The following is a 20,601-nucleotide window of genomic DNA, read 5'->3' on the forward strand; positions in this document are numbered from 1 at the left end:
GCACTCACGCGACCGGTGGCGATCTCGAAAAGGAGTATGAGCATGACAATCTTTGTTGTTGGAAGCACCGGAAACCTCGGCAGGCAGGTGGTGGCTGGACTGGCCGCCAGAGGCGCGGATGTGCATGCGCTGGCCCGCGATCCGGCAAAGGCGAAATTCCCGGCCGGCGTAACTGTCATCAAGGGCGACCTGATGGATATCGATACGATGCGCGCCGCGCTGGCAGGCGTCTCGACGCTGTTTCTGCTCAACGCAGTGACGCCGGACGAAGTCACGCAGGCACTGATCACCCTCAACCTTGCCCGCGATGCCGGCATCGAGCGGATCGTCTACCTCTCGGTCATTCACAGCGACCTCTACACCAACGTGCCGCATTTCACCGGCAAATTCACCGTCGAGCGAATGATCGAGCAATTCGACATGGCGGCCACCATCCTGCGTCCGGCCTATTTCATCGACAATGACGGGCAACAGAAGACGGCGCTGATCGAGCACGGCGTCTACGGCATGCCGATTGGCAGTCGTGGCCTGTCGATGGTGGCGACCCGCGATATCGCCGATCTGGCGGTCATCGAACTGCTGCGCCGCGAGCGCGCCCCAGACCCGCTACCACGCACGACGATCAACGTCGTCGGCCCGGACAGCCTGACGGGCGAGCGGGTCGCGGCGATCTGGTCGGATGTACTTGGCAAGCCGATTGCCTATGGTGGCGACGATACCGGAGCGTTCGAAGCGATGTTGAAGCAATTTTCGCCAAGCTGGGCCGCCTACGATCTCGCCCTGATGGCCCGCCGCTTTCAAAGCGACGGCATGATCCCTGACGCCGGCGACGTCGAACGGCTGGAGGCCATGCTCGGCCGGCCGCTGACATCCTATCGTGCCTTTGCAACCGAGACAGCCGCTGTCTGGGCAAAGGCCTGAGCAAGCTGCAGCACCCATCAAGGAGTTGATCCCATGAAAATTCTCGTCGTCGGCGCCACCGGGGGAACCGGCCAGGCCATCGTTCGTACCGCACAAGCGCAGGGCCACAGCGTCGTCGCCCTGGTGCGCTCAAGACAGAAGGCAGCGCAGCTTGAAGGAGCGGTGCTCTTCGACGGCGATGCCCGCGACGAGGCCGCGCATTTTGCCGCACTCGACGGCTGCGACGCGGTGATCAGCGCACTCGGCACCGGCATCGGGCCGGTCAAGGAAATCACGCTGCTGTCGCAATCGACAGCAGCGCTGATCGCGGCGATGAAACGCCGCGGCGTGCGGCGTCTTGTCTGCATCACCGGCATGGGTGCCGGCGACAGCAAGGGTCACGGCGGCTTCGTCTATGACCGGCTGATCCAGCCGATCCTGCTCAGAAAGGTCTATCAGGACAAGGACCGGCAGGAAGCCGTGATCCGCGAGAGCGGCCTCGACTGGGTGATCCTCCGGCCAGCCGTGCTCAACGACAAGCAGGAAGCGCAGACGGTGCAGGCACTGACCGATCTGTCCGGTTTCCACGGCGGATCGATTTCACGGCAAAGTGTGGCAACGTTCGCGGTGGCACAATTGACGGAGGATCGGTGGCTGCGAAAGGCGCCGGTGATTTTCGCTTAGCGACGGCAGCAGATTTCAGCGCCTCTGGCCCCACGCCGTATTGCCCTACGCCCGCTCCTCCCAGACCCGGGCCAGTTCCACCAACGTCTTCACCGCTTTTTCCATGTCCTGCCGGCTCACCCATTCCAAGGGTGAGTGGAAGGCATGGCCGCCGGCGAAGATGTTGGGGCATGGCAGGCCCATGAAAGACAGGCGAGAGCCGTCGGTGCCGCCGCGGATACTGCCGCGTACCGGCTCCATGCCAGCCCGGCGGATCGCTTCGACGGCGTTTTCCATGATCTCGGGGTGACGATCAAGCACCTGCTTCATGTTGCGGTATTGCTGTTTGACCGTGAACGTGTGGGTCGAGCCCGGATAGTCTTTCAGGACGGTTTCGACCAGCGTTTTCAGCATCTCTTCCTTGGCAGAAAGGCCGGCATCGTCGAAATCGCGGACGATCAGGCTGATGGTCGCTTTTTCCATCGAACCGGTGACGGCAACGGGGTGGACGAAGCCATCCCTGCCCGATGTTGTTTCCGGTGCCTGGTCCTTTGGCAGGCCGGCCACGATGGCGCTGGCGATTTTGATGGCGTTTTCCATGCGCCCCTTTGCAAAGCCCGGATGGATGGCAACGCCGGCAATGGTGATCTCGACGCCATCGGCGGAGAAGGTCTCGTCCTCGATATGGCCGGCGGTCTCGCCATCCACGGTGTAGGCGAAGGCGGCTCCGAGCTTTTCGAGATCGACCTTGTCGGCGCCCCGGCCGACTTCCTCGTCCGGCGTGAACAGCAGCTTGATCGTGCCGTGGCGGATGTCGGGGTTGTCGATGAGCGTCCGCGCCGCCGTCATGATTTCGGCCAGCCCCGCCTTGTCGTCGGCGCCGAGCAGCGTCGTGCCGTCTGTGGTGATGATGTCGTTGCCGATCTGGTCGGCCAGCGCCTTGTGCTCTCTGACGCGGATAACGCGCGCGGGATCGCCGACGAGCGTGATATCGCCGCCCTGGTAGTTCTCGATCAGCTGCGGCTTGACGTCGGTGCCTGTGAAATCCGGTGCGGTGTCCATGTGCGAGCAGAAGCAGATGACCGGCACATTCTTGTCGGTGTTGGCAGGCACCGTCGCGTAGACATAGCCGTGCTCGTCGAGATGGGCATCCTCCATGCCCATGGCCAGCAGTTCCGTCACCAGCAGCCGGCCGAGCGTCTTCTGCTTTTCGGTGGTCGGCTGGGTCGAGGAACTTGCGTCCGACTGGGTGTCGATGACGACGTATCGGAGGAAGCGGTCGGTGACGGTATCGGTCATGGGATCCAGTCCAGTGAATGTTTTCGGGCTGGACCATAACCTGCGTCGTCGGCGCGGTGAATGCGTTTTTCGCCTTTCCCAAGGCGGTTTATGGAAATCCCCGGTTTATTACGGAAATGTTGAGATACCGCGCCAACATAACGGGGCCGCTTCGCCGCGCTATTCATCAAGCTTGACGTCGATTGCGGCGGAGGCAGGGGATTGCAAGGATTGGCATCGCAATCGGCACGGCGCCGGATAAGGTTCGGACAGGCGTGCATTCTTGCACTCGCCTGCCTGGCGATGCTCACCGGCTGCGTCGGCAACGCGCGCGTCACCTATGTCAGGCAGGACGCCGTGCAGGCGCAGGTGGCGGGGTTCAACAATATCCGGACCTATCTCGATGCCAGTCCGACCGAGCTTGCCGGCGTGAAAGGCTGGGAGCCGCCGGCGACGGCAAAGAAGCTGGATTACCTTGTTATTTCAGGCGGCGGATCGGGCGGCGCCTTCAGCGTCGGCGTGCTAGATGCCTGGACGAAACTTGGGACCCGGCCGAAATTCGACATCGTCAGCGGCGTCAGCACCGGCGCCCTGATCGCTCCTTTCGCTTTCCTCGGATCGTCCTACGACCCGCCTCTGGTCAAACTCTATACCAGCGGTGTCGCCAGCGACCTGGTGGACCGGCGCTGGCTGCCCAACGCCATACTCGGCAAAAGCCTGCTGAAGCAGGAGCCACTGCGACGCATGGTCGAGGAATACATTACGGCGGATGTCATGCGGGCCGTAGCCACGGAGCATAAGGCCGGCCGGCGACTGCTGGTGCTGACGTCGAACCTCGATTCGCAGCGTCCGGTGGTCTGGAACATGGGGGCGATTGCGGCCAGTGGCCAGCCGGATGCGCTGAAGCTGTTCCAGGATGTGCTGATCGCCTCGGCCAGCGTGCCGGGTGTCTATCCCGCCGTGATGATCAAGACCCATGTCGGCAACCGCTCGTTTCAGGAAATGCACTCGGATGGCGGCTCGGCATCGCAGGTGCTGACGATCCCCGATGCCGTGCTTGCCGAAGCAGACGGCCATCCGCCAAAAAAGCCCCGTGATTTCAACGTCTATGTGCTGATCAACAACGCACTGATGCCGGAATTTTCAAATACGGCCGACAGCACGTTGCCGGTCATGGCGCGCGCCTATGCGATGCTGATAAAATCGCAGACGCGGGCCTCGGTGATGGCTTTTTATGAATACGCCATGCGGACGGGTATCAATTTTCACCTCGCCTCGATCGACAGGCAATATGCCTACAGCATGTCGGACCCGTTCAACGCGACCTACATGCGGTCGATCTTCGAACTCGGCTCTTCCGAGATGCTCGCCGGCAAGCTGTGGAAGCAGAAACCGATATTCTCGGCAGAGCAGCCGACCGTCGTGGCGACAAACTAGCCGATGGCATCGGGTGGTTGACCCGATCCACGATTCCGCTTGATCGAAGCCCGGATTTGCGGCCTGTAGGCACCGACCTTGAAATGCGACGGAGCAAGTTTGGTGAGAGCAGGCATTCTGACGGGCATCTGGGCCCTGGCCCTGACGCTGGTACCCATCGCCGCGATGGCGGACTGGCAGGCCGTCGAGACGACAAGGCCCTATGCGATCTCCGGCAAGACGACGCCCGAGCTTTACGCCTCGATCGGCGCTCGAGGCCCGGAGTTGGGCGGCAGCCGCGTGATCGCGCATACGACGTTCAAGCTGACCTGGACACGCAACTACCAGCCACAGGCGTCGTCCTGCGTGCTGGTCTCGGCCGTACCGAAGCTGACGATCATCTACACGTTGCCAAAACCGTCTTCGCCTCTGCCGCCCGACGTCAATGCCAAATGGCAGACCTTCATTGCCGGCGTCGCCGCGCACGAAAAGGTGCATGGCGGCTTCATTCGCGACATGGTGCACGAGATCGAGGCGACCAGCATCGGCTTTACCGTCGCCAACGATCCCGACTGCCGCAAGATCCGCGTCGAGCTTACGAAGCGCCTGCGAGAGATCTCCGCCCGCGAACGCCAGCGCAACCGCGATTTCGACAAGGTGGAAATGGGCCAGGGCGGCAAGATGCAGCAGCTGATCCTGGCGCTGGTGAACGATTAGGCGGGACCCTCGGGGTCCGGGCGGCGGTCCGTGAACAAGGTCTCGTAGTCGCGCCCCCCGGAGACGATGTTGGTGATCCAGACGATGTCTGCCTCGACGCGGTAGAGGATGACAACCCGCCGCTCGAAGACTGCCATCCGGATACCGGCACCGAGGTCTTCGCGCAGTACTCCCGCGTTCGGGGCGTGTCCTATCCGTTCGCATCGGGCATAGAGACGGTCGATATATGCGCGTGCCGTCTCGATATTCTGGCTTCGATCGAGAATGTAAGCGGCAATGTCGAGCAAATCCTCATCGGCCTGAGGGCGGTATCTGACAATCAGGCGATCCATAAATCACCGGCGACTTTCGAAGAACGCCTCGATGTGCGCCTTGACTTCCGCCCCCGTTAAATCGGGTCGTGGATCGTCTATCGAAGCCTGGACCCGGGCGCGGAGGGAAGAGATGCGCGCGGCGTAATCTTCGTCCTGCTCGACAAGCGCCCTTATCGCCGCTTGAACCACCTCGCTGGCCGAACCATAGGTCCCTGCCTCGACCCGCGCATTGATGGCCTCGACCATCTCGGCGGGGAGCGTGATGCTGAGTTTCTGGTTCATGGCTGGAGCGCCTTCCGGTTGAGACGTTAACGTAAGACCAAACAGCGGGCCGAACAAGCGCCTTGCAGCCGCCCGGGCGGCGCCCTACCTTTCCCTCATGAGCTCATCCATTCAAGACAGCGCGGCGCCTGCTGCAACATTTCCGTTCGACAACAGCTATGCCCGGTTGCCGGAGCACTTTTTCGCCCGGCAGCTGCCGTCAGCGGCGGCGGCGCCTTTGCTGCTGATGCTGAACGAGCCGCTGGCGATCGAGCTCGGGCTCGATGTGGCGGCGTTGCAGCGGGACGGTGCCGAGATCTTCTCCGGCAACATCGTGCCTGATGGCGCCGATCCGCTGGCGATGGCATATGCCGCGCATCAGTTCGGCGGGTTCGTGCCGCAACTTGGCGACGGGCGGGCAATCCTGCTCGGCGAGGTCATCGATATCAACGGCAGACGCCGCGACATACAGCTGAAGGGTGCCGGACAGACGCCGTTTTCGCGGCGCGGCGACGGGCGGGCGGCGCTTGGGCCGGCCCTGCGCGAATATGTGGTCAGCGAAGCCATGCATGCGCTGGGCCTGCCGACCACAAGGGCGCTGGCGCTGGTATCCACCGGCCAGCCGGTCTACCGCGAGACGGCGTTGCCGGGCGCTGTTTTCACCCGGGTGGCTGGCAGCCATATCCGCGTCGGCACGTTCCAGTTCTTTGCCGCGCGCGGCGATGTCGAGGGCACGCGGGCGCTGGCCGACTATGTCATCGAACGGCATTATCCGCACGCGCGCGACAGTATCCGCCCCTACCTGGCGCTGTTCGAGGCGATCATCGAGCGGCAGGCGGCGCTGATTGCCGGCTGGCTGTGGGTCGGCTTCATCCATGGGGTGATGAACACCGACAATATGACTGTCTCGGGCGAGACCATCGATTTCGGGCCCTGCGCCTTCATGGACGAATACGATCCGGCCACCGTGTTCTCGTCGATCGACAGGCAGGGGCGCTATGCCTATGCCAACCAGCCTGGTATCGGCCAGTGGAACCTGGCGCGGCTCGGCGAAACCCTGCTGCCGCTGTTCGACGACGATCCCGACACGGCGGCGTCGCTCGCCAACGAGGTGATCAAGGGGTTTGGCCCGCGCTTCCAGGCCCATTGGCTCGCCGGCATGGGCCGCAAGATCGGTCTTGGCGGCGAAGAGGATGGCGATCTGGATCTCATCCAGGCGTTGCTGGCCCTGATGCAGGCGGAGAAAGCCGATTTCACGCTCACCTTCCGCCGGCTTGCTGCTGTCGCCGAGGACGACGCCGCCACGGCGGCGTTTGCGGCAACATTCGAGAACCCGGATGCTGCCCTGCCCTGGCTCCACCGCTGGCGGGAGCGCCTCTCACGCGATCCGCAGACGGCTGCACAGCGTGCCAAGGCCATGCGCTCGGTCAATCCCGCCTTCATCCCGCGCAACCACCGAATAGAGCAGGCAATCGTCGCTGCCGTAGAGGAAAGCGACCTCTCCTTGTTTCATGCGCTGCTGGATGTGCTCGCGAAGCCCTACGAGGACCAGCCTGCCTTCGCAGCCTACGCCGAGTCACCGAAGCCGGCAGAGCGGGTTATGCAGACGTTCTGTGGGACCTGAGGTAGGGGCAGAGGACCGTCAAACGCACTGGCCCCCTGCTTGCTTGAGCGCCTACATACCGAATTTTGTGAAAGTAATTGCGGGATAGACGTCCGGCATGGCGCTTCTCATAAGGTCGCGCTCGGCGGATGTGGCTTCCATTCCCACCACACGGGGATCGCTGCGCGTTCCTGTCAGCCGAACATACCCCGCGTCAACAATCTGACCCTGGCCAATCGTGATTGTGCTCTCACCTCCAAAAGGAGCGACATAGCTCAATGCTCGACCGAAGACGCCATCGGTGTCACCTCCCGCTTCGATGGTCATGTCTCCATAGCTGCAATTTGCGTACGTAATGGCGTAGCGACCAGGCTCCACGGCCACGAACCATCTCTCATATCTTTGTGCGGTCGCGGCGAACAGCTGACCGAGAGACAGTTTGTTTGGATTTGGCAACCGATACGCGGCCGCAGAACTGACGGACACAGGCGGCTCCGTTTCGTCAGGCTTACCCGCCTTGATCTTGCGTAGAGTGATGTAACCGCCACAATTCACATCGCCCAACAACGGGGAATCGATCATTCGGACGAGAAGGAGAGAGCCCTTCTGTTTCTTTTTTGCGAAAATCTGGGCCGATCCTTGCTGTTGCTGGGCGGCAACCTTGGCTGGGTCGGGAGTCCCAGCGCAACCGGCCAAAAACCCGAGACCCACCCATAGGCCAACAGTTCTTAATCGCATCTCCGGGTTCTCTTTCTCTGTAAGCGCCAATTTCCGACACGGTTTCGCATCGAGACCTGTGGCACATGAAGTGCCCATTTCAAATAGGTGGACAGCAAAATACATAGCCAGGCTACCTTATTTTGATTGTGGCTATTGAAAGGCACGGATGACACGCTATCTGCGTCGCTGACAGGGCCGGCTTTCGGCCCCACATGCCGTGCGCGCTCTCCGGCGGCGCGGCTCCCTCTCAGCGGAGATTGCTCGATGGCGGTCACGATTACCTCCCTTCTTTTCATTTTGATCGGGCTTGCGCTCGGCGGCGGCGGAGGCTGGCTGGTTGCCCTTGGCGGCAGTCCCTTCTACCTGTTTGCCGGTGTGATGTTCATCGTCACCGGCGTCCTGCTGTGGATGCGCCGTTCGTCCGCTCTCTGGGTCTATGCCGTCCTCGTTCTGGCAGCACTTGGCTGGGCGGTCTGGGAAGTCGGCTTCGACTGGTGGCAGCTCGGGCCGCGTGGCGGTCTGATTATCGTGCTTGGCCTCTGGCTGCTGACACCGTGGATCCGCAAGCCGCTCGGCTTCCGCAGCCCGACCGGCCATACCTATGGCGCCAACCCCTGGCCGCTCGCCATTCCGGTGATCATCGCCGTGCTTGTTGCCGGCTATTCGATGACAACGGATCCGCATGACCTAGCAGGCGCCCTGCCGACCGAGGTTGCCGCCAATGCCCCGATGGGCGGCGACATGCCCGATGGCGAATGGCACCAGTATGGCCGCACGCCATACGGCCAGCGCTACTCTCCCCTTGCCCAGATCACGCCGGCCAATGTCGCCGACCTGAAGCTTGCCTGGCAGTACCAGACCGGCGATGTGAAGCGCCCGGACGACGTCGGCGAAACCACCTATCAGGTGACGCCGCTGAAGGTTGGAGACAGCCTCTATCTCTGCACGCCGCACAATCTGGCGATTGCGCTGGACGCGGCCTCGGGCAAGGAAAAATGGCGCTACGACCCCAATTCCGGCATGAACCCGAACCGACAGCATCAGACCTGCCGCGGTGTCAGCTACTATCACGACGTGGCCGCCCAGCCCGGCTCGGCCTGCGCCGAGCGCGTCTACCTGCCGACCTCGGACGCTCGCCTGATCGCGCTGGATGCCGCCAACGGCAAGGTCTGCGAGACGTTCGCCAACAAGGGTACGCTCGATCTCGGCCAGGGCATGAAGTACAATCCGGCCGGCTACTATTACTCGACCTCGCCGCCTGTCGTCGCCAAGGGCATGATCATCGTCGGTGGTGCCGTCAACGATAACTACTCGACGCAGGAGCCATCCGGCGTCATCCGCGCATTCGACATCAACACCGGCGCCCTGGTGTGGAATTTCGACAGCGGCAATCCTGACGTGACGACGCCGCTGCCGGCCGGCCAGACCTACACCACGAACTCTCCGAACAGCTGGTCGGTCTCCAGCGCCGACGAAGCCCTCGGCCTCATCTACGTGCCGCTCGGCAACAAGGTGCCGGACCAGCTCGGCATGGGACGCAGCCCGAGCGTCGAGAAGTTCTCGTCGTCGATCGCAGCCCTCGATCTCGCCACCGGCCAGGTCAAATGGGTCCAGCAGTTCGTCCACCACGACCTCTGGGACATGGACGTGCCGGCTCAACCGTCGCTGATCGATATCACCCAGAAGGATGGCACCACCGTTCCGGCGCTCGTCGGCGCGACCAAGCAGGGCGATATCTACGTGCTCGACCGGCGCACCGGCGCGCCTGTCATCCCGTTCAAGGAAATTCCTGCTCCGGGCGGCACCATCCCCGAGGATCATGCATCGCCGACGCAGCCGATTTCCGACCTGACCTTCAGCCCGCCGCCACTGCAGGAGAAGGACATGTGGGGCGTCTCGCTGTTCGACCAGCTTGCCTGCCGCATCAAGTTCCACGAACTGCGCTATGAAGGCCGCTATACGCCGCCATCGCTGCAGGGATCGCTGATCTATCCCGGTAACTTCGGTACCTTTAACTGGGGCAGCGTTGCCGTCGATCCGGAACGCCAGGTGATGTTCGGCATGCCGACCTACCTCGCCTTCACATCGCAGCTCGTGCCGGCCAGCCAGATCCCGCCGAAGGGTCAGGACCAGAAAGGCAGCGAACAGGGCCTCAACCGCAATGACGGCGCGCCTTACGGCGTCTTCATGGGACCGTTCCTCGGTCCGCTGAAGATCCCCTGCCAGGCTCCGCCATGGGGCTATGTCGCCGGCGTCGACCTGAAGACCGGCAAGACCGTCTACAAGCACAAGAACGGTACGACGCGCGACATGACGCCACTGCCGCTGGCCTTCAATGTCGGCGTTCCCGGCATCGGCGGCCCGATGATTACCAAGGGTGGCGTCGTGTTCATGGGAGCAGCGGTTGACAACTATATCCGCGGCTACGACCTGACGACCGGCAAGGTGCTCTGGAAGGGCCGCCTTCCCGCCGGCGGCCAGTCGACGCCGATGACCTACACGGCAGGCGACAACAAGCAGTATGTGCTGATCGTCGCCGGGGGCCACGGATCCATCGGCACCAAGCCCGGCGACTACGTCATGGCCTATACGCTGCCATAACGCAGGCGTCGCTATCGCCAGAAATCATCTCCTCCCCGTTGGCAACGACGGGGAGTTTTTTGTGGCGGGACGCCCTGAGCCACAAGGCCCGGACAGGTTTGCCGTGGCAGGGTGGGCATCAGATTTCAGGAGATACGATCATGAAGGTACACAGCAGCCAAAGCAGTTACAGTGCGCCGCTCCTCAGCCAGTCCTATACGGACTCCGACGACGACACGCCCTTCGTGTTGCCCGACGACGAAGACAGCAGCGAGAAGAAGACTGCACCGTCAATCAGCAGCGCCGGCGTTGCCAACTCGATTTCATCCTTCTTCTGGCAGAGCCAGTCGGGCGGATCGACCACCGATGCGACCACTGCGGCAGCCGCCGACGGCACGGATGCGACGGACAGCGGCAGCGCCGCCGGTTCTGACGATGACGACGATATCCTGTCGCAATTCTCCAGATGGGCGGACATGACGCCGGCGGACAAGATCCGCTCGCAATATCTGGAACAGCAGAACATGACGGAAGAGCAGTTCTCGCAACTGCCGGCCGACCAGCAGAAGGCCATCAACGACCAGATCGCCAGCCAGATAAAGCAGCAGGCAGGCGCCAGCATGTCCGCTACAGGCGAGGACGAAAGCGACGGCGGAAGCGCTGCGGTTTCACTCGGCTGATTGCCGCATTCATCAGGTGAAGTCGCTACGGGAAAGATTCGCATCTCTCCCGTAGCGCTTTGAATTTACAGTACTTACTGCTCTTCGGCCGAACTGCCGACCATGCCGGCGACCATTTTTCCGATCTCGGCAAAGACGGCGTTGATCTCGGCCGTCGGTGCCGTTGCATCAGCGATGTAGGCGGCCACCAGGATGGGGCCGCGCTCGGGCGGCCAGACGATGGCGATGTCTGCGGCCATGCCTTGAGCCCCGGTGCCGGTCTTGTCGCCCACCTTCCATTCCGCAGGCAGGCCGGCGCGCAGGCGATCCTTGCCCGTGGTGGCGGCGACCAGCCAGCCCGTCAGCATCGTACTCGAGGCATCCGACAGCGTGTTGCCGAGGGTCAAGAGGCCAAGCGTATCGAGCATGGCGTCCGGTGTGGTGGTGTCGCGCGGATCGTCCTTCTTCGCCTCGTTCAATTCCGGCTCGCGGCGGTCCAGGCGGGTTTCGGTATCGCCGGTCGTGCGCAGCCAGTCGGTCAGCGCCGCCGGGCCGCCGAAGCTGTCGAGGAGAAGATTGGCGGCAGTGTTGTCGCTGACGGTGACTGCCGCCTCGCACAACTCCGCAATGGTCATGCCATCGGTTGCCGCGTGCTTTTCGGCGACCGGCGAATAGGCAACGAGCGCCTCCTTGCCGAAGCTGACGCGGCGATCGAGCTTTTCCTTGCCCTGGTCGACACGGGCAAGCACGAAGCCTGCCGCCAGCGCCTTCCAGGTGCTGAACATCGGAAAGCGTTCCGTCTCGCGGTTGCCGAGCGAAATATTGGTTTCGGTGTCGAGAACGGCGACGCCAAGCCGTCCGCCGGTGCGCTTTTCGAGCGCTGCCAGCTGGGCGCCGGCATCCTCCTCGGTCTTGTCGGACGGCGGCGCCGGCTGTTCCGGCACGGGGGGCGCCGGGTCTTGCGGCACGACGGGCGGCGGGGTTGTTTGCGCCATCAATTGCTGCGGCAGCAGGGCCGCCATGGGGCCGAGAATGGCCGAGCCCAGAAGCAGGCGACGGGTGATGGATGCAGGCATGCTTTCCTCCGAAAGGTTCGTATTCCCCCACCTAACGAGGGAATATGGCGCGGGTCTGGCGCAGGTGGCGCGTGGGTGAGCGTAGTTTCCCCAAGTACCCGCCCTGCCCCGCAAATTTCAACAGGCGGGAGCCTTCCAGGGCGCTCGCCCTTTGTCGCCGTTCAGCCAGCGACTCCTTCGACGATGAAGACGCGATAATCGGCACCCTTGAAGCGGTGCTGGACGGCTTCCTGGTAAAGCGGGCTGTCGTACCAGGCCTGCGCTGCTTCCATGGTCGGAAACTCGAGGATGACGGACCCGTCGACTGCGGCGCCCTCCAGCGTCTTGACGGCCCCGTAGAAGGCCAGCGGCTTCATCTCACGCCCCTCCGCCGCCCGCGGCGCCATCTTGCCATAGGTGGCGAATTCTTCCGGATCGGTAATCCGGTCGCGCACGAAAACCACATAAGCACTCATTTTTCTGTCCTTTCGCTCTTGGTCGGTAACAGCCCATCTATGGCAGATCATCCCGATGGCGATGGGTCAACTGACGGAATTTTGATCTCCACCATGAACACCAACTGACCTTGCCGCCGGACAGTCATTGGCGCCAAACCCCAGGGCGCCCTATTCTCCCACCGGAACCTGCTTGACAAAATTCCAGGCAAAATTATTGTAATGTTATAACGTATATTGAGGTTGGCGATGAATTCGAGACTTCCCGTTACCGTCCTGTCCGGCTTCCTTGGTGCCGGCAAGACCACGCTGCTCAATCATATCCTCGGAAACCGTGAGGGAATGCGGGTTGCGGTGATCGTCAACGACATGAGCGAGGTCAATATCGATGCGGCGCTGGTGCGCGATGGAGGCGCCAATCTTTCGCGTACCGACGAGCAGCTGGTTGAGATGACCAACGGCTGCATCTGCTGCACGCTGCGCGACGACCTGCTGAAAGAGGTACGCCAGCTCGCCGAGCAAGGTTGCTTCGACTATCTGCTCATAGAATCCACCGGCATTGCCGAGCCGCTGCCGGTTGCCACCACCTTTGAATTCCGCGACGAGGCCGGCGAAAGCCTCTCCGATATTGCCAGGCTCGACACGATGGTGACCGTCGTCGACGCCGCCAACCTGCTCAAGGACTATGGATCGTCAGCTTTCCTTGCGGATCGAGGCGAAACGGCGGGCGAGGAAGACAACCGGACGATTGTCGATCTGCTGGTCGAGCAGATCGAATTTGCCGACGTGGTCGTCCTCAACAAGGTCGGCAGTGCAACGCAGGCGCAGCGCGATGCCGCGAGGAAGATCATCGTCGGGCTCAATCCGGACGCACGCTTGATCGAAGCGGATTTTGGTGCGGTTGCTCCCGGCGACGTTCTCGGAACCGGCCTCTTCAACATCGAAAAGGCAGAGACGAACCCGCTCTGGTTCAAGGAGCTTCATGGCTTCAAAGACCATATTCCGGAAACTGCGGAATATGGCATCCGCTCCTTTGTCTATCGTGAAAAGCGCCCCTTCGACCCCGCAAGGCTGCGCGCATTTCTGGATCGACCATGGCCGGGTGTGGTGCGCTCGAAGGGTTTCTTCTGGCTGGCGACGCGTGCGAACCATGTGGGCGAACTCAGCCAGGCGGGTGCCATGGTTCGAACCGCGAACATGGGTCTCTGGTGGGCATCGGTGCCACGCGAGCGCTGGCCTCAGGATGCGGATACCGTGCGGCTGATGGAAACCTATATCGACCCGGTCTGGGGCGACCGCCGGCAGGAAATCGTCTTTATCGGCGCCGATCCGATGGACGAAGACTGGATCAGGCAGCAACTCGATGCCTGCCTGATAAAAGCCGATGCCTTCACGCCCGAAAGCTGGCGCGATCTTCCCGACACGTTCGAGCCATGGGGGCGCTGAGTCGGTCGAGCCTGAGATCAGCCGCATTTGCGCTTGCCGCGACTCACGACGGTGGCTAGTCTTTGGGGAAGGCTAGGCCCGCGCCTCCCCCCTCCATTCGGGGAAGCATCATACATGCAGGGTGACAAACGTTCATCGAACCATCTGTTCGGGCATCGCATGCGGAGGGTTTGCGTTTTTGGCTCGCAATGGAGGTTACGCATGAAACTTTCTGCACCCATATTCCAGCTGAAGCGGCGGGCAAAGCTGATGGCCCGGAGCTCTGGCGTTCCGCTCAACCAGGCGCTCGACCAGATTGCCCGCGACGAGGGGTTTGCCCGATGGAGCATGCTCTCGTCGCGCATGGCCGTCCGGTCGTTGTCGGAAACGATATTGTCCAGGCTCGAAAACGGTGACCTGCTGCTGGTGGCGGGGCGACCGGGACACGGCAAAACCAGCCTCGGGCTGCAGCTTCTGGTGGATGCCATCGGCGACGACAGAAGGGCGGTGTTTTTCACGCTCGAAATGACGGAGCAGCAGGTGCGCAAGCATATCGGCGTGCTCGAAAAGGACGATCGCACCGATTGCGACAGGCTGGAGGTCGTCACGTCCGACGATATCAGCGCGGATTACGTCATCCGGCATCTGGCAGGGTCCAAGCCTGGAACGATCGCGATCATCGACTACCTGCAGATTCTCGACCAGAACCGCCAAAAACCCGTGCTCTCCGAGCAGATTGCCGCACTGGGCAGTTTTGCGAAGGAGACAGGCATCGTCCTCGGATTCATCTCGCAGATCGACCGGTCGTTCGATGCCGAGAGCCGGCGCCTGCCGGATATCTCCGATATCCGCCTTCCCAACCTCATCGACCTCGGCCTCTTCACCAAGGCATGCTTCCTGCACAATGGCGAGGCTCAGTTGCAGGCCGTGGCGTGAGTCCTCGGGTCTAGCCCGAGGATGACGATCCGGAGGGGTACCTCGGGCCCGAGGATGACGATGCGGAGGGTGGCTGAATGACACCTGGCGGATCGGCGTTGCCTTGGCTGTCTTCGCAAGAGGAAGATCGAACCTGTGAACAGTCTGTCGCCGCCGGTCGGCTTGGCGGCGGCAGAGTGTCGCGCTATGGGGTTTTTTTTCAAGAGTATCGGCGGACGCTGCTCATCAACCGACAAAGCCCAACCACCGGAGAAGATTATGAAACAGCAACTATCCTCCGCCCAGCCCTACGTGCTCAGCCTCCTGCGCATCGTCTTTGGCCTGGTCATCTTTTCGTTCGGCACTGCCAAGATATTCCATTTCCACGCCGGCGTCTTCATGCCGCCGGAGGGCTCGCTACCATGGGTCGCGGGGCTGATCGAGCTTATCCTCGGCTTCCTGTTCCTGATCGGCTTCCAGACACGGGTCGTGGCCTTCGTGCTCAGCGGCGAGATGGCGGCCGCCTACTTCATCGCCCACTTTCCGAAGAGCTTCTTCCCGACCGAAAACGGCGGCTATGCTGCCGTCGTCTTCTGCTTCCTGTTCCTCTACTTCGTGACATCGGGCCCAGGCCCTGTCAGCGTCGACGCAAAGCTGCGCCAGGACTAGTCGACGTTATTCGAAAGCTGCAGACACGGATCAGCCCATTGCACGCAAATGCAATGGGCTGATTTCGTTCGGAGAGTTGACGAAAGCCGGGAGAGCAGCAGCCTCAGTGGCTGTGTGCGGCGGCAGGCTTATGGTCGTGGCTATCGCCGGCGGCGTGGTCGTGAGAGCAGCAGCCCCCATGACTGTGGCCGGCATGATTGTGGCCGGCATGGTCGTGGCCTTCGTGATCATGGGTATCTGCGACACCGCCGGTTCCGGCTGCTTTCCATTCGCGCCAGGAGTGGCTGAGGATCTGTACCGAAGAGGTCAGGAACAGGCCTGCCATGACGGCCGCGACGGCGAGATCCGGCCAAGCCGTGTTGGTGCCCCAGACGCCGAGAGCTGCCGCCATGACCACGACATTGCCGATGGCATCGTTGCGCGAGCAGAGCCAGACGGAGCGCACGTTGGCATCGCCATCCTTGTAGTTGACCAGCAGCACGACGGTGGCAAGGTTGGCAAGCAGGGCGAGGAAGCCGATGATGCCCATGACCGGCGCTTCCGGCACGCCGACCACGAAGACCCGGTAGATGGTGGCCGCGCAGACGAACAGGCCCATCAGGAACAAGCTGATGCCCTTGCCCGCCGCCGCCATGGTGCGGATCCGGGGAGAAGCGCCGATGACGGCCAGCGAGATGCCGTAGGTGACGGAATCGGCAAAGAAATCCAGTGCGTCCGCCTGCAGCGCCTGGGACCGGGCCAATTGGCCGGCGACCATCTCGACGAAGAACATGATGCCGTTGAGCGCGATGACGATCCACAGGCGCGTCTTGTAGGTATCCGACATGCCATCGAAGGGACCGTGGGTGTGGCCGCAGGAAGCGCTCATGATGTCACCTTTCTTATCGGGCTGGTTTAGTTGCAAGAACCTGTGTGACATCCTATCTAATCCCTCTAGCGACTAGAGGAACAAGAGGAAATTTCGCCATGCTGTCGATCGGGACATTGTCGAAGCGCGCCGGCGTCAAGGTGCCGACCATCCGCTACTACGAGCAGGTCGGGCTGCTCGACGCTCCCGAGCGCAGCGACAGCAACCAGCGGCGCTACGGGGAGACCGATGTGGAGCGGCTGGCCTTCATCCGCCACGGCCGCGATCTCGGCCTTACGGTCGAGGCGATCCGCGGGCTGATCACCCTCAGCCAGCATCCGGAAAGGCCCTGCCGCGATGCCGACCAGATCGCCCGCGAGCACCTTGCCGACGTCCGCGAAAAGATCGCCCGCCTGAAGAAGCTGGAAAACGAACTGGAACGCATCGTATCCCATTGCAACGGCCACAGCATAGAAGACTGCTACGTCATCCGAGCCCTCTCCGACCATGGGCTCTGCGAGACGGAGCATGCGGGGCATGGAGGGGGTGGCTTTAGTGAGTAGTGAGTAGGCAGTAGGCAGTAGGCAGTCGCTATTTCTAACAGAGTGTTGAATCAAGTCGCCATCAATATCTAACGGCAACTTGAATGCGCTATTGCCTATGACTGCTGATCTCACAATTTCTGCTACTTATATTCAAAGCGCCTACCTAATGCTCAAATCCTACTGCCTACTGCCTACTGCCTACTGCCTCTACTCACTAATCACTGCTCACTAATCACCCCCTCCCCTTGACATCCCCACCATTTCGGATCATCTCTTCCCCATGATCACACACGCGCTCATCACCCGCTCGTACTTTTGGCTGTACCTCTAGAAGGGCGGCCGGCAGATCATATTTGTCAACAAGCCGCCGTCAGGCGGCTTTGTTGTATGCGACAGCGTCCTGACGGCACTCCACACAGGACGCAGACCATGCTCGAAGACAGTGAAATATCTCTCCTGAGACCTCCGTTGCTGACTATCCGTGCCGCCAGGCGCGAGGACTTGCCAGACCTCAACGCGATGATCACCCTGCTGGCAGCCCATCACGGCGATGCGGCCGCGACGACGCCCGAGCAGCTGGAACGCGATCTCTTCGGCCCCCTGCCGTGGATCACGGCGCTGGTTGCCGATTCAGCCGAAGGCCTCCTCGGCTATGCCATCCTCGTGCCGCTCTACAGGGCGCAGGAAGGCCAGCGCGGCATGGACCTGCATCATCTCTTCGTGCGCGACGGCCATCGCGGCCACGGCATCGGCCAGCACCTGGTCGACCGCGCCCGCGAGACCGCCCGCAAGGCCGGTTGCCGCTACCTCTCGGTCAGCGCCGCCACCGGCAACGTCGCTGCCCACCGCTTCTACGAACAGCTGGACTTCACCCCCCGCCCGGTCACCGGCATGCGCTACCTGCAGGCACTGGGCTGAGGGGAACGACGATGGGCCTGGTTAATCCTCGCGATCTCGTCCGGGAGGCATCCCACCGGCGCGGTGCAGCCACTTGCAAGACGCAGGCTTGAAGCAGTGAACCCGTCGGCCATAGTGCTGATCGACGCTGGAGAAGCATGGGAGATGGGGCGATGGCTCGGATAGTGCGGTGGACGGACTGGGACGGCAAGGGGCTCGAGCATCTCTCCGTTGCCGATGACGAAACGCGGATTGCGGCCCGGAGCCTGGTGATCGGCGAGCGCGACGATTGCTGCTTCGGCCTTTCCTACATGCTGACCCTCGATCTCCAGTGGCGCGTGCGCGAGACCAGCATGCAGATGATCGACGGTCCGGCACTGCACCTGGTGTCGGACGGACACGGGCGCTGGAGCGGTGCCGATGGCATGGAGCTTGCCGGGCTTTCAGGCTGCATCGACGTCGACATCGCGGCCACGCCGTTTACCAACACCCTGCCCATCCGCAGGCTCGACCTCGCTGTCGGTGAGACCGGAACGATCAAAGTCGCCTATGTCTCCGTGCCCGACCTCGCTGTGAAAGCGGTCGAGCAGCGCTATACGAGGCTTGGCGAGAAGCGTTTCCGCTACGAGGGCCTGTCGACCGGGTTCAGCGCCGAAATCGAGGTGGATGGCGACGGCATCGTCGGCGACTATCCGGGCGTGTTTCGGCGCGCGCCGTAGCGCAGTCCGTCGGACAGCAGGGCCACCATCCGGCGTGCATGGTCCGGATCATTATCCTGTGAGGACATGCACAGACGCGCGACAGCGCCCAGCAATTCCTCGGCGTCGACATCCGTGCGCGCTTCACCGGCAGCTGCCGCAGCCTCCAGAAGGTTTCGCAACGCGGGCTGCAGTCTCTGCTGGAAATAGCCCGGGAGGGTCTCGAACGTCGGATCGCCGGAGTGCAGCGCCGAGGCGAGACCGCGCTTGGTGGCGATGAAGCCCGCATAGCGCTGCATCCAGTGTGCCAAGGCCTTGCCAGGCGCGTGTTCTGCGGCAAGTGTTGCGGCAGCCTGCGCACAGGCGTCCACCTCATGCCGGAAGACAGCCGCCACCAGATCGGCGCGCTGGGGAAAGTGTCGATACAACGTGCCGACGCCGACGCCCGCCCTGGTCGCGATTTCGCGGACCGGAGCATCGACGCCGGAACTGGAAAATACCGCCATTGCTGCCTTCAACAGGCCGTCGAGATTGCGCTGGGCATCGGCGCGCACACGGCGATCCGGACGTTCCGTTTCGCCCGCCCCCTCCGGTTTGTCATTCGTTTCATCGCGCACAGTCATACCCACTTGCAAAACGGAACGCCGTTCCGTATAAAACGGAACACTGCTCCGTTTAATTAAGTTAGCACGGACCGGCAGAATTGACCACCAAAGGATACCGAAGGACATGCCAATGAACGATCCAGCAGGGACGATCCCCATCAACGAGGCCAGCGCGGTTGTCTCCATCTGCCCGGTTATCCTGCCCGCGCCGGGCCGTGCGGTCGATCTGCAGATGCGCATCTCTGCTCCCGTTACCGGAACCTGCCTTCCGATCATCCTTCTGTCGCACGGGCACGGACGGTCGAACCATCTGTCCTCGATGAACGGCTACGGTCCGCTGGCCCATTTCTGGGCGGCGCACGGCTTCGTCGTCATCCAACCCACCCATCTCAGTTCGAAGACCCTGAGCCATATCGTCGGCAGCGATCCCGGCGCCCCGCTGTTCTGGAGATCGCGCGTCGAGGACATGACATTTATCCTCGACCAGCTGGAGTTGATCGAAGCCTGCGTTCCGGAACTCCGCGGTCGCCTGATCGCAGCCGGGTCGCCGTTGCCGGGCACTCGATGGGCGGGCATACGGCATCGATGCTGCTGGGCGCGCAGCTGACGGATGAGCATGACGGCAAAGCGATCAATGTTGCGGATCCGCGCATCAGCGCCGGCGTGCTGCTGGCGGCACCCGGTAATGGCGGGGCCGACCTCAGCGCTGCTGCGGCCGAGAGGTACCCCTTCTTCACGACATTCCGCTTCGACCATATGACAACACCGGCACTGGTCATCGCCGGTGACCGGGACGTTTCACCGCATCTCACGGTGCGGGGCCCCGACTGGCATGCCGACCCCTACGCCTTCAGCCCCGGCCCGAAGAGCCTGCTGACGCTGTTTGGCGGCGAACATGGGCTCGGCGGCATTGCCGGCTACGATGCGGCCGAAACGACCGACGAAGATCCGGCCCGCGTCGCATTGGTGCAACGGATGAGCTGGGCGTACCTGCGCACCGCGCTCTACCCGGAGGACGATGCCTGGCCGACCGCCTGCGCCGCATTGGCCGATAGCGCGGAACCGCTGGGTCGGGTCGAGAGCAAGCAGTCCGATCTCAAAACCACAAATGGAAAAGATCAGGCACTATAGAAATCTCGGAAAAACCTGCGTCAAGGTCAGCCCCTACTGCCTGGGCGCAGCGACGCCGCAGATTACGACAGCCATAACGAATCCGAGGAGATCGTCGGCAAAGCCGAAGGGACGCCGCGATACTGCGGTGCTTGCCACCAAGGCGCACCTGCCAATGGGGACGGACACGAACAGCCAAGGCAACTTAAGGCGGTGTATCACCCGCACCGTGGAGGGCTCGTTGCGCCGACTGCAAACCGATAAAGCTG

At 62.4% G+C, this 20,601-nt stretch carries 23 protein-coding genes; 15 read left to right on the plus strand and 8 right to left on the minus strand.

Annotated features, from left to right (window positions below):
* Positions 1-42 precede the first annotated feature (42 nt).
* On the plus strand, positions 43-921 hold the full coding sequence (locus J5278_RS14115) for an NmrA/HSCARG family protein (RefSeq protein WP_209183208.1): 879 nt from the start codon (positions 43-45) through the stop codon (positions 919-921).
* 33 nt (positions 922-954) lie between these two features.
* Positions 955-1,584: an NAD(P)-dependent oxidoreductase gene (locus tag J5278_RS14120; RefSeq protein ID WP_209183207.1), complete on the plus strand. Its 630-nt coding sequence runs from the start codon at positions 955-957 to the stop codon at positions 1,582-1,584.
* Between the two features lie 45 nt (positions 1,585-1,629).
* Here J5278_RS14120 and pepT read toward each other — a convergent pair whose 3' ends face one another.
* Complete coding sequence (gene pepT, locus J5278_RS14125; RefSeq protein WP_209183206.1) at positions 1,630-2,862, minus strand: peptidase T; 1,233 nt, start codon at positions 2,860-2,862, stop codon at positions 1,630-1,632.
* A 210-nt stretch (positions 2,863-3,072) separates the two neighbouring features.
* On the opposite strand from pepT, the gene J5278_RS14130 reads away from it, so the two are divergent.
* Positions 3,073-4,278, plus strand: coding sequence for a patatin-like phospholipase family protein (locus tag J5278_RS14130; protein ID WP_307877415.1), 1,206 nt, complete (start codon positions 3,073-3,075; stop codon positions 4,276-4,278).
* A gap of 165 nt (positions 4,279-4,443) precedes the next feature.
* Positions 4,444-4,974: a DUF922 domain-containing Zn-dependent protease gene (locus J5278_RS14135; RefSeq protein ID WP_209184077.1), complete on the plus strand. Its 531-nt coding sequence runs from the start codon at positions 4,444-4,446 to the stop codon at positions 4,972-4,974.
* On the opposite strand, the gene J5278_RS14140 is transcribed toward J5278_RS14135, so the two are convergent.
* Both J5278_RS14140 and J5278_RS14145 read right to left on the minus strand, forming a co-directional pair.
* Positions 4,971-5,306: a type II toxin-antitoxin system RelE/ParE family toxin gene (locus tag J5278_RS14140; protein ID WP_142824345.1), complete on the minus strand. Its 336-nt coding sequence runs from the start codon at positions 5,304-5,306 to the stop codon at positions 4,971-4,973. The two genes, J5278_RS14135 and J5278_RS14140, sit on opposite strands and share 4 nt — an antisense overlap.
* A gap of 3 nt (positions 5,307-5,309) precedes the next feature.
* Positions 5,310-5,570: a type II toxin-antitoxin system ParD family antitoxin gene (locus J5278_RS14145; RefSeq protein ID WP_209183205.1), complete on the minus strand. Its 261-nt coding sequence runs from the start codon at positions 5,568-5,570 to the stop codon at positions 5,310-5,312.
* Between the two features lie 97 nt (positions 5,571-5,667).
* Between J5278_RS14145 and J5278_RS14150 the strand changes: the two genes are divergently transcribed.
* On the plus strand, positions 5,668-7,173 hold the full coding sequence (locus J5278_RS14150; RefSeq protein ID WP_209183204.1) for a YdiU family protein: 1,506 nt from the start codon (positions 5,668-5,670) through the stop codon (positions 7,171-7,173).
* A gap of 51 nt (positions 7,174-7,224) precedes the next feature.
* Here J5278_RS14150 and J5278_RS14155 read toward each other — a convergent pair whose 3' ends face one another.
* Positions 7,225-7,995: a hypothetical protein gene (locus tag J5278_RS14155; RefSeq protein WP_247749761.1), complete on the minus strand. Its 771-nt coding sequence runs from the start codon at positions 7,993-7,995 to the stop codon at positions 7,225-7,227.
* Positions 7,996-8,136: 141 nt separating this feature from the next.
* Between J5278_RS14155 and J5278_RS14160 the strand changes: the two genes are divergently transcribed.
* Positions 8,137-10,473 (plus strand): glucose/quinate/shikimate family membrane-bound PQQ-dependent dehydrogenase, encoded by a 2,337-nt coding sequence (locus J5278_RS14160; protein ID WP_209183203.1) that lies wholly within the window; start codon positions 8,137-8,139, stop codon positions 10,471-10,473.
* Positions 10,474-10,613: 140 nt separating this feature from the next.
* The gene (locus tag J5278_RS14165; RefSeq protein WP_209183202.1) at positions 10,614-11,132 is read left to right on the plus strand and encodes a hypothetical protein; all 519 of its coding nucleotides are present in this window, start codon (positions 10,614-10,616) and stop codon (positions 11,130-11,132) included.
* A 74-nt stretch (positions 11,133-11,206) separates the two neighbouring features.
* On the opposite strand, the gene bla is transcribed toward J5278_RS14165, so the two are convergent.
* Together bla and J5278_RS14175 are read right to left on the minus strand one after the other, a co-directional pair.
* Positions 11,207-12,187, minus strand: a complete 981-nt coding sequence (gene bla / locus J5278_RS14170) for a class A beta-lactamase (protein ID WP_209183201.1) — start codon at positions 12,185-12,187, stop codon at positions 11,207-11,209.
* Between the two features lie 161 nt (positions 12,188-12,348).
* Positions 12,349-12,642, minus strand: coding sequence for a DUF1330 domain-containing protein (locus J5278_RS14175; protein ID WP_111220278.1), 294 nt, complete (start codon positions 12,640-12,642; stop codon positions 12,349-12,351).
* A gap of 228 nt (positions 12,643-12,870) precedes the next feature.
* Here J5278_RS14175 and J5278_RS14180 point away from each other — a divergent pair, with 228 nt between their 5' ends.
* The 3 genes from J5278_RS14180 (at position 12,871) to J5278_RS14190 (ending at position 15,630) form a co-directional block, all read left to right on the plus strand.
* Positions 12,871-14,067 (plus strand): GTP-binding protein, encoded by a 1,197-nt coding sequence (locus J5278_RS14180; RefSeq protein WP_209183200.1) that lies wholly within the window; start codon positions 12,871-12,873, stop codon positions 14,065-14,067.
* Positions 14,068-14,268: 201 nt separating this feature from the next.
* Complete coding sequence (locus J5278_RS14185) at positions 14,269-14,982, plus strand: DNA helicase (RefSeq protein WP_209183199.1); 714 nt, start codon at positions 14,269-14,271, stop codon at positions 14,980-14,982.
* A 258-nt stretch (positions 14,983-15,240) separates the two neighbouring features.
* Positions 15,241-15,630, plus strand: a complete 390-nt coding sequence (locus J5278_RS14190; protein ID WP_209183198.1) for a DoxX family protein — start codon at positions 15,241-15,243, stop codon at positions 15,628-15,630.
* Positions 15,631-15,733: 103 nt separating this feature from the next.
* On the opposite strand, the gene J5278_RS14195 is transcribed toward J5278_RS14190, so the two are convergent.
* Positions 15,734-16,498, minus strand: coding sequence for a cation transporter (locus J5278_RS14195; RefSeq protein ID WP_209183197.1), 765 nt, complete (start codon positions 16,496-16,498; stop codon positions 15,734-15,736).
* Positions 16,499-16,596: 98 nt separating this feature from the next.
* On the opposite strand from J5278_RS14195, the gene J5278_RS14200 reads away from it, so the two are divergent.
* The 3 genes from J5278_RS14200 to J5278_RS14210 all read left to right on the plus strand — a co-directional run bounded on the left by J5278_RS14200 (position 16,597) and on the right by J5278_RS14210 (position 18,638).
* Positions 16,597-17,040, plus strand: coding sequence for a helix-turn-helix domain-containing protein (locus tag J5278_RS14200; RefSeq protein ID WP_209183196.1), 444 nt, complete (start codon positions 16,597-16,599; stop codon positions 17,038-17,040).
* A gap of 411 nt (positions 17,041-17,451) precedes the next feature.
* Positions 17,452-17,940, plus strand: a complete 489-nt coding sequence (locus tag J5278_RS14205; RefSeq protein WP_219258280.1) for a GNAT family N-acetyltransferase — start codon at positions 17,452-17,454, stop codon at positions 17,938-17,940.
* Between the two features lie 152 nt (positions 17,941-18,092).
* Positions 18,093-18,638: a putative glycolipid-binding domain-containing protein gene (locus J5278_RS14210; protein ID WP_247749016.1), complete on the plus strand. Its 546-nt coding sequence runs from the start codon at positions 18,093-18,095 to the stop codon at positions 18,636-18,638.
* Here J5278_RS14210 and J5278_RS14215 read toward each other — a convergent pair.
* Complete coding sequence (locus J5278_RS14215) at positions 18,608-19,234, minus strand: TetR/AcrR family transcriptional regulator (RefSeq protein WP_257623368.1); 627 nt, start codon at positions 19,232-19,234, stop codon at positions 18,608-18,610. The two genes, J5278_RS14210 and J5278_RS14215, sit on opposite strands and share 31 nt — an antisense overlap.
* Before the next feature lie 118 nt (positions 19,235-19,352).
* Here J5278_RS14215 and J5278_RS14220 point away from each other — a divergent pair, with 118 nt between their 5' ends.
* Together J5278_RS14220 and J5278_RS14225 are read left to right on the plus strand one after the other, a co-directional pair.
* Positions 19,353-19,829 (plus strand): hypothetical protein, encoded by a 477-nt coding sequence (locus J5278_RS14220; RefSeq protein WP_209183194.1) that lies wholly within the window; start codon positions 19,353-19,355, stop codon positions 19,827-19,829.
* Positions 19,787-20,353, plus strand: coding sequence for a hypothetical protein (locus J5278_RS14225; RefSeq protein ID WP_209183193.1), 567 nt, complete (start codon positions 19,787-19,789; stop codon positions 20,351-20,353). Before J5278_RS14220 ends, J5278_RS14225 begins: the two co-directional genes overlap by 43 nt.
* Positions 20,354-20,601: the final 248 nt, after the last annotated feature.

It is taken from the genome of Rhizobium sp. B21/90, assembly GCF_019355815.1.
Classification (GTDB): Bacteria; Pseudomonadota; Alphaproteobacteria; order Rhizobiales; family Rhizobiaceae; genus Rhizobium; species Rhizobium rhododendri.